The sequence below is a fragment of the Sphingobacterium siyangense genome, assembly GCF_007830445.1.
Taxonomy (GTDB): Bacteria; Bacteroidota; Bacteroidia; order Sphingobacteriales; family Sphingobacteriaceae; genus Sphingobacterium; species Sphingobacterium siyangense.
Genome location: NZ_VLKR01000062.1, coordinates 1 through 8,365, shown reverse-complemented (window position 1 = coordinate 8,365; position 8,365 = coordinate 1). Strand labels below are relative to the sequence as shown.

Genomic DNA, 8,365 nt, shown 5'->3' with positions numbered 1-8,365 from the left:
AACAACCCACCATAAACCGAATCGGATGGCTCGGATTGCCCACTTTGGAATACAAGGACGAAAATTCTTTCTCAAAATAATTCCAATCTATTTTTTCTGAAAGTAGAACAAGTTCATGCTCGTGGTCAATAAAATCCACCAACATTGGGCGAAATAATTCTGGCTTCTTTTCTGGATTTTTCCCCAACATATTTGCAAGGTTTTAAAGCTCTAAGATACAAATTCTTGCAATAAAAAACAAGCTATTTTAAACCCAAAATACTAATAATCAGTAAATTATAGATGGTTTAAGGAGAGACTAACTATATTATTATCAGACAATGGACATGGTATTCCGCAGGAGAAATGGGATTGGGTGTTTGGTATTTATAACACAACGACTGAAAGTGAAGGTGGGGCGGGAATAGGTTTATATATTGTAAAAACACGGGTTGAATCATTGAAAGGGCAGATTAATATAATAAAAAGTGAATTTGGAGATATAGGAACTACATTTAAAATAACCTTCCAACTAAAATAACATGAATAGAGAAGTAATTGTTATTGATGACAATATGGATTCTAAGGATCCATTCGTTAGAGTACTTCAAAAAACGTACCCTGAATATGCTATAAAGTTATTTAATGATGCTAATAGTGGCGTTCAATACATATTTGATAATCTTACAAAGAGAATTATTGTATTTCTTGACTGCAGATTTGACGCGGGTATACAAGGTATCGAAGCATTAAATATAATCAGACAAAAAACATCCTTAGTCTACATTGTAATGATGTCTGCAAATAATCTATTACAACAGAGTGAAGCACATTTAAGTGAAATGATTAATCATCACGGTATCTATTATATCACCAATACCGACACTGACAAAGCAATTGCTCTAATTAAAGAAATCAATGAACTGATGGATTGCAAATTAGATTGCGCTCTCGAAGAATGGATGGAAATTCAAAAAAATCAAAATAGCAATAATGAAAATTATCTCAATATTGGTAGTCAGAGTTTTAGCATTGATGAGCTATTGAAGGAAATTAGAACAAAAAGTGAAGTTGGAAGAAAATTTGAAAAAGACCTAATCCAATTGACTATCTATCTACTTTTAAAAAAAACGGTAAGTATATGATAAAACATATTATAATTGCTTACAATAATGCAGTTAAAGAAAATGACCGTAGATTTTTCGAAGATTGTGGTGATGAGGCAAAGAGAATTGCTAATCAACTAAAATATACCATAATTTCAGGAGAAGAACTACGCGCTGATATCGTAAGTGAAAGAGTTGCATCTCTAGATGTAGATTATGTCTTTTTTGCTGCTTCTCATGGCGATTCAAGGAGTCTATATAATTCTGAATTTTCAGAATATGTTTCCACCACTACAAATGAATATTTATTTAATGGACACATTATTTATACCGTTGCCTGCTTATGTGGAGTCGAGTTAGGAAGTACCTTAGTTCGAAATGGTGCTAAATGTTTTTGGGGCTACCGAGATAAATATATATTTTCAATTGGCGAACCATCCTACATTGAAACATCCATGGAAGCTTTGAACCAAATCGTTTTAGGAAATTCTATGGAAGTTAGTTTTCAGTTGGCTTTAGACAAATATGATCACTGTATAGCCCAGTCATACGAAGACAATTACTTTCTAACTTCGCAATTGCTATCTAATAAAAACAATTTAGTATATTATGAATCTCAAATGGAGTAAAAGAAGAATCTAGAACCATTTACAAGTAAACAAAAATGCGAAGTTCAAATTTTGGCTTCGCATTTTTGTATTGGTAAATCTACCTTTTTTGTGCATAATCTGGATCATATGCACCCAAATTCCGGTGCTTAAATCCAGTTTAAATGCGGTACTATATTTTATGGTATATGTGAGTTAGATGATGGAACTGAAGTGCTCATTGACAGAGATTATACTCCAATTTGGCATCTCACAGCAGCAGGCGTTAAGAGTATTGAACCTGAAACAGATAGTAGAATATGCAATTTACCTAATGCCAAAAGATAAGAACGAGCTCCGAAAAACATATGTTATCAATAAACGAAAACAGCTTTATATTCAGGGACAACTATACTTGTCAATATTGTGGCCGAACGCCGCAAGATGGTGCAAAATTGTCCTTAGACCATAAAACTGCTTACTCAGATGGTGGCAAAGACACGTATGAAAACCTTATTACAGCTTGTATGGACTGCAATATGGGAAAGGGGAATAAAGTAATTTAAATTCATAATTTTATTAAAATATGAATTTAAACCTTTCCACTACGGACCTAAAAAACTACAAACATTAGTTTAAATATCTCATTTTTTTAGTATAATTGTATATAAGAAAAGTACGATATGAATACAGTATTAAAAGGCAATCAGTTTGAAGATAAAGTATTTACCATACTCCAAGAAGAAGTAGAAAAAGGGGCGATACCCCTACTCCTGCAATGTTGTAAGTTTCAAAGAAAACCTAAATACTATTCGAAAGACCGTGAAAAAGATATTGAATTCGACATCAGTATTGAAGTTACCCCCGTTGGTGCTGAAAATTATCAATTACTCTATATAGCTGAATGTAAAAACTACGGCGGTAAGATATCTATTGATAATATCGAAGAGTTTGTAGAAAAAGTAAACCAAGTCTCTGGCAAGAACGTAAAAGCTGTATTCGTCTTCTCTGGAGAACTTCAATCAGGTGTACATACCTATGCAAAAAATAAGGGCGTCATGTTAATACATGTCTCTGAAAACAACCTTACAAAAATTTTACTTCATAATAAGAAGAATAACGCTATAATTAATCCAGATTGGACTGCATCAATTCATAACAACAATACTAACATTGATCCTAACTTCACTCATATAGACCAAAATAAATGGGATGAGATTATCGAAAAGGTCTTTTTAAAATCACTCTGCAATGGAATAAATAGCGATGAACCAACTTCCTCGTTGAGCCAAATTGAACGCCTATCAAAAGAAAATATTGAAAATTTCGCGCAAAACATCCTATCCAAAATAAACCCTGCCATTTTAAATGGGATTGCAAATCTATCAATTGGGGAACTCAGCTGTTTTCTTAAAACTGAATACGACATATCGGTCTATGAAGATCAAACGGTATATGATCTGTTTAAGCTCGATGTCAAAGGATATTGTGATCCCCTAAAAAGGGAAATTTACATCAATCGAGAAATCATAGGCACAGAAAGCCATCTCTTTACGCTTGCGCATGAATTTGCACATATTCTATTACACGCTGACACTGGTCTAAATCAATCAGATTATAATAGCTTGGAAGATTCTAAATTTAATCCTTTGACTAGGAAACATAATCTTGAAAACGATAAAAACTGGATTGAATGGCAAGCAAATCAATTCGCTTCTACCCTATTGATGCCAAAAGATGCTCTAAAAATGCGACTAATACTGAACCAAAAATTATTAGGAATCAACCGAGTGGGTCAGCTCTTTTTAGATGATCAGGAATGCAACAAATTTGATTACATAAAGATCACTAGCGAACTGTCATCATTTTTCAATGTGAGTAAGGCCATGTTAAAATATCGTATGGACGATCTCGATTTAATTCGATATAGTGAAACAAATCCAACAAAATGGAGAAGTATAATGAATCCAAACAATGAACCTGAACTGGTAAGTGATATTATAAGGAGAGCGATTTTGAGGTATAGTTAATCTTGAGGTTTTGAAAAATCCCCGTTTCATCAATAATACTAAATAATAAGATGATTTATGTTAGCCAAATCCGAAATAAAAAGCCGCTGGAAGACCGCGATCATTATCCGTATAATATTCCGTCATTGTCAACACTGGATGAACTAAGATTTGGGAATCCGGTGACTTTTATCGTCGGAGAAAATGGTATCGGAAAATCTACCCTCGTAGAGGCAATAGCTATCAATGTAGGTTTCAACCCTGAGGGTGGAAGTCGCAATTTTAATTTTAGTACCATGGATTCTCATTCTGCTTTATTCGAAGATATCCACGTGATACGAACCGCATATCGCAACAGAGATGGTTATTTTCTCAGGGCTGAAAGTTTTTATAATGTTGCCACCGCAGTAGATCAATATGAAGTTCAGAAATCCTATGATGGATCACTACACAAACGCTCTCATGGTGAAAGCTTTCTCTCGTTATTACATCACCGCCTCAACGGTAACGGACTCTATATCTTTGATGAGCCAGAATCTGCACTGTCGATCATAAGCCAGCTCAACATGCTAAGCCGAATAAGAGAGCTTGTCGAACTGAGATCGCAATTTATTATTGCAACACACTCCCCTATCCTAATGGCATATCCAGAAGCTGACATCTATCAGGTAGCCGAAAATGGAATAAAGCTGATTGCATATCAGGATACCGAACAATACAAATTGATGAAGTATTTTATGAATAACCACGAACGGATGCTATCCGAATTGGGCTTCGATTTTTAAATCAAACTAAATGGATGAAAAAAGTAAATGCAAAGAACTCATTGGGAAAATATATGTGTTATATAATCGTTAATTTCATAATTGATACATAAAATATGGGGTATTTATTATAGTTTTATGGCTAGCTAGTTAATCTAAATTAAAGTCGGCAAGAAATATTTTCAGCCAATATCAGCTTTAGAAATGAAACGTATAATAACAGTATTCTTAGTTTTTTTATCAATGCAGATTAATGCACAAGATCTTAAACACCTTAATGATGTCGCAAGTAACGACGGCATACCTCGTGGAAAAGCAATTATCTATGGTAATTTCATCCAACGATTAGGATTCAGCAGTGGAGGTTTTCCGCAGGACATACGTTTGATCAATACAGAAACAAAGGAGGTTTTTTCATTTAGAGTGAAGCCGACATTCAAATCATCAAAGGAAAATATCTTCATATATACCATTGAGCCGGGTAACTACGCTATTCTAAATTATTGGTGGACCAATAGTAACTGGTATGGTGGCAAAATGTATACAGAGTATATTTTTAAGAATACGGATACAACAGATGGCTTTGAAGATAAAGTAAATGCTGGCCTGATAAATATAGATGAATTAGAACGCTTTACTTTTAAGATTACAGAAAACTCATTAAACTACCTGGGAACCTGGCATTTTAAAACCCCTCCTGTTTCATTCACGGATGACAAGGTCATACTCGACAAGAAAATGAAAGATAGGTACAAAGCCATTGACTTTTCAAAAGCTAATCTAGTTATACCAAACTAATAAACTCAAATCAGGAATTGACAAAACATGTCATGTAAGAATCTCAAGCATTATAAAATATAACAACAAGACTCTTAGCGCATTGCAATATGAGAATCGAAAATAAAAGAGTTATTAATAGAATACAAATTTATAAGGCTATTATAGAGGATGATAAAAAAGGTTTAATCTTGACAGATTCAAACCTAAATATTCTAAATAATCTTGGTTTTGAAGAATTCCGCCTCTTAGATTTTGCCCCTAATGGCCATATTATACTTTTGAATTCCAAAAATTGGCTAACAATACGAAATGCAAATAAAACGACAATTACAGCTTTTGACATTGAGACTAAACAACAACTCTTTTCTACAGAAAAGTTCCTGGGATATAGAAGCATAATAGATAAGTCATCTAACTATTTTTTACTTGAATATTATCGTGGACTATGTTGTGTAAATATTAAAAACGGTGAGGTAGTTTTCAAAAAAGATAAAGTCGACAAAAGTCTGTACAATGCAGATTTACACCTTAAAAGCAATATTATTTATATTCCAACAGAGAAAAAATCTATTTTAAGGTATCACTTTGACAATCACTGTTTCGATGAAATAAAACTTGATAATGTAGGCGGTACGAGTTGGATCAAATTTGATAATACCCAAGCCTATTTATTGATAAGTGACAAAAAAAATTCATTGCACTGCTTTACACACGACAACATGGTGAAACCGATATGGTCAATAAATTTTTCCAAATTTAAAAAAGATAATAGAATTTGGTGTTACAATATCATAACAACTAAGAGCAATTTAGGTTGTATTCATGGATTTATGCCAGAAAGTGGCCAAAATGCGTACGCAGGAGGTACATTATATATTTTCGATATCCTCTCAGGCGAAATAATTGACTCCTTAGATTATGCAAACATTCAGGAAAAAATAATCACCGATTTTCAAATAGATGAAATCATTATTGATGACTTGACGTCACTATCATTGAAAACTAAAACATTTCGACAGACACTGATGGCGTCATATCTACAATAGCGCTGAATAAATATGGATCATTTAGAACCTATACCATTATGGACATTGGTAGCTAACATCAAACAGGAAATTAGCTATGGTCAAGGGAAAATAGAAACCCGCTATGGCACGAAACAGTTTAGCCCGGGCACCAAAGTGTATATTATTGATTGGTATGCTGGGATGTGCCAAGATATTACCGTAATCGGATTGTCCAGAGATACGAAAAAATTAATTACACTACTCTCCTTGGTCTTCTGCCAAAACAAAGCAGACGTTCTATGGTAAAAAAATTGGAAGTGCACTTGGGATTTAAACTTCATATCCTACGACCGCCCTACTGGGCATCCGTTACACTTGCGATTTTACTGGTGACATCTTGCGCTGCACTATTCTTTAATTGGCAGATCGGACTTGCAGGACTTGTATTTTCAAATGCTGGATTTTGGTTTGCAAAAAAATTCGGCAACATACTTAACCTGCAAACAGTTGGGCAATTAGCAAAAAAAATGACACGTGAAAGTTATTTCAAATCTAGACGTAACCCGAACACTTTTAATAAAAGCGAAATTGAAAAAATACTAGTTGATTTATTCAGTAATGATTTAGGGATAGACAAAAGTAAACTAACAAGAGAGGCAAAACTCAGCTAAATCCCTATAGAGCGTACAATATTTTCAACGCATTTATTATGAATATTATTGAATTACAGACGAATGTGCATGTGAATAATCGGATAGATTTTGAATATGGGAGATAAAAAACACCTGCCAATTAGGTTCCATCTTCCGTTAGATAGAGATCCTTAAAAAAACCAGAAATTATTATATATAATTTCCAATAAATTATCAATTATAGTCAAATAAAATAAGGCTATTCTCGCTGCTTGGCCACTTGTTGCACAAAATTTTCTTTAAATTAGGTTTGTGGACAGAACAACAGATGTTATTATTATTAAGTCAATTGACCAACTTCCATCGGTAGATGAAATCAAATCCATTTCAAGAGAAAGAGCCCTAAAACTTATTTTTAAAGGAAAGATTAACAAACAGCGCGAACAAATTGGCCAAAATCTCGAATATGAACTTTCTGGATTCCAGGTTTTGATCCATACAATAGACCCTGAACTTAACATTATAAAACTAATTACGGATAAAGAAATTGAAGACCACCAATACTTTTTCGAACAATGTGCGAAAGATTACCGGAAACTGGGTGAGCGATTAGTATTGATGTTCGTTGACAAACTTGATTTAAACTTAAACACGGATTTTGCGCTATATACATTTAACGATTTAAAACAAGACCATCGACAGATAGGAACAGTTGGTGAATGGAGATACTCTGTCCATGGTTTTCATTGTGGTTTTCAAAATATAATAACCCGGCAGTATATTGAGGTTTCGCTTGTTTTCGGGCTTGAGTTTGGGGATTTAGATCCGTATTTTTTTGTGAAGTTTATCCTATCTTCACAAAACTATCACCCACTGCCAATTCCCCTCTTTGAAGAATATGCTGACGGGTCAAGAATAATAAAAAAAATGACCTCATTAAGAAAATTTGAAGAGATTCCTTCTAATGTCCCTGGGCACACTGGCATTGCCGTCACAGATAGAGAGAAAGTTGAGATTAAATCCGACTTGGATTTAGAAAAAATATTCGTAAAACATATTGAGGAAATTAAAAAGAAATCTAAATTCAACCTTTGGAAATTTCTTAGCCTAAAAAGATGAGCCTAGCGATAATGGTGTTTCATATGCGTGATTTACAAAAATTAGGACAGAATTGCTCCCGTTGGAATAGAGGGTGTAAATTAAACTGTGTCAAATAAAGAATATTTATATTAGACACAGCAAATGGAAAAAGAGGAATTTGACTTTGAACGCTTCAAAGAGGAAGCAATGAGAGGCCTTTACGAAGGCAAGAAAATGGGCGGTACCGACGGAGTTTTCGCTCCGATGTTGAAACACCTTCTGGAAAGTATGCTTGAAGGTGAGCTGGATCATCATCTACAGGAAAGTAAAGCTTCCGGGGAGATTAATCGTAAAAACGGGAAGACAAAAAAGACGGTACGGAGCCTTCAGGCCGGACATTTTGAACTGGAGAGCGGTCGTG

The 8,365-nt window shown here is 34.1% G+C and carries 11 protein-coding genes and 2 pseudogenes; 12 read left to right on the top strand and 1 reads right to left on the bottom strand.

The window, feature by feature from the left end:
• The coding region (locus tag IQ31_RS26970) for a transposase (protein WP_483259539.1) at window positions 1-190 on the bottom strand (190 nt) is incomplete at its 3' end.
• A gap of 111 nt (window positions 191-301) precedes the next feature.
• Between IQ31_RS26970 and IQ31_RS28345 the strand changes: the two are divergent.
• From IQ31_RS28345 to IQ31_RS26910, 12 genes and pseudogenes are all read left to right on the top strand, one after another.
• Window positions 302-520: pseudogene (locus IQ31_RS28345) on the top strand (sensor histidine kinase); the annotation flags it as partial.
• A 1-nt stretch (window position 521) separates the two neighbouring features.
• The gene (locus tag IQ31_RS26960; protein ID WP_145331443.1) at window positions 522-1,124 is read left to right on the top strand and encodes a response regulator; all 603 of its coding nucleotides are present in this window, start codon (window positions 522-524) and stop codon (window positions 1,122-1,124) included.
• Entirely contained in the window at window positions 1,121-1,714 is a 594-nt protein-coding gene (locus IQ31_RS26955) for a hypothetical protein (protein ID WP_145331441.1), read from the top strand. The genes IQ31_RS26960 and IQ31_RS26955 overlap by 4 nt, the downstream gene beginning before the upstream one ends.
• A gap of 326 nt (window positions 1,715-2,040) precedes the next feature.
• Window positions 2,041-2,238 carry an HNH endonuclease gene (locus IQ31_RS26950; RefSeq protein ID WP_145331439.1) on the top strand — a complete coding sequence of 66 codons (198 nt, stop codon included), beginning with the start codon at window positions 2,041-2,043 and terminating at the stop codon, window positions 2,236-2,238.
• 117 nt (window positions 2,239-2,355) lie between these two features.
• On the top strand, window positions 2,356-3,702 hold the full coding sequence (locus tag IQ31_RS26945; RefSeq protein ID WP_145331437.1) for an ImmA/IrrE family metallo-endopeptidase: 1,347 nt from the start codon (window positions 2,356-2,358) through the stop codon (window positions 3,700-3,702).
• A gap of 50 nt (window positions 3,703-3,752) precedes the next feature.
• Entirely contained in the window at window positions 3,753-4,466 is a 714-nt protein-coding gene (locus IQ31_RS26940; protein WP_145331435.1) for an AAA family ATPase, read from the top strand.
• A 183-nt stretch (window positions 4,467-4,649) separates the two neighbouring features.
• Window positions 4,650-5,243, top strand: coding sequence for a hypothetical protein (locus tag IQ31_RS26935; RefSeq protein ID WP_145331432.1), 594 nt, complete (start codon window positions 4,650-4,652; stop codon window positions 5,241-5,243).
• Window positions 5,244-5,332: 89 nt separating this feature from the next.
• Window positions 5,333-6,271 (top strand): hypothetical protein, encoded by a 939-nt coding sequence (locus IQ31_RS26930; RefSeq protein WP_145331430.1) that lies wholly within the window; start codon window positions 5,333-5,335, stop codon window positions 6,269-6,271.
• 12 nt (window positions 6,272-6,283) lie between these two features.
• Window positions 6,284-6,538, top strand: coding sequence for a hypothetical protein (locus IQ31_RS26925; protein WP_145331428.1), 255 nt, complete (start codon window positions 6,284-6,286; stop codon window positions 6,536-6,538).
• Complete coding sequence (locus IQ31_RS26920; RefSeq protein WP_145331426.1) at window positions 6,532-6,903, top strand: hypothetical protein; 372 nt, start codon at window positions 6,532-6,534, stop codon at window positions 6,901-6,903. Before IQ31_RS26925 ends, IQ31_RS26920 begins: the two co-directional genes overlap by 7 nt.
• A gap of 273 nt (window positions 6,904-7,176) precedes the next feature.
• Window positions 7,177-7,983: a DUF6896 domain-containing protein gene (locus IQ31_RS26915; protein ID WP_208734397.1), complete on the top strand. Its 807-nt coding sequence runs from the start codon at window positions 7,177-7,179 to the stop codon at window positions 7,981-7,983.
• Window positions 7,984-8,106: 123 nt separating this feature from the next.
• Window positions 8,107-8,365: pseudogene (locus tag IQ31_RS26910) on the top strand (IS256 family transposase); the annotation flags it as partial.

Coding starts and splice junctions, on each gene's coding strand:
- IQ31_RS26935 (WP_145331432.1), top strand. CDS start 4,650: ATGAAACGTATAATAACAGTATTCTTAGTTTTTTTATCAATGCAGATT.
- IQ31_RS26940 (WP_145331435.1), top strand. CDS start 3,753: ATGATTTATGTTAGCCAAATCCGAAATAAAAAGCCGCTGGAAGACCGC.
- IQ31_RS26925 (WP_145331428.1), top strand. CDS start 6,284: ATGGATCATTTAGAACCTATACCATTATGGACATTGGTAGCTAACATC.
- IQ31_RS26945 (WP_145331437.1), top strand. CDS start 2,356: ATGAATACAGTATTAAAAGGCAATCAGTTTGAAGATAAAGTATTTACC.
- IQ31_RS26920 (WP_145331426.1), top strand. CDS start 6,532: ATGGTAAAAAAATTGGAAGTGCACTTGGGATTTAAACTTCATATCCTA.
- IQ31_RS26950 (WP_145331439.1), top strand. CDS start 2,041: ATGTTATCAATAAACGAAAACAGCTTTATATTCAGGGACAACTATACT.
- IQ31_RS26955 (WP_145331441.1), top strand. CDS start 1,121: ATGATAAAACATATTATAATTGCTTACAATAATGCAGTTAAAGAAAAT.
- IQ31_RS26960 (WP_145331443.1), top strand. CDS start 522: ATGAATAGAGAAGTAATTGTTATTGATGACAATATGGATTCTAAGGAT.
- IQ31_RS26930 (WP_145331430.1), top strand. CDS start 5,333: ATGAGAATCGAAAATAAAAGAGTTATTAATAGAATACAAATTTATAAG.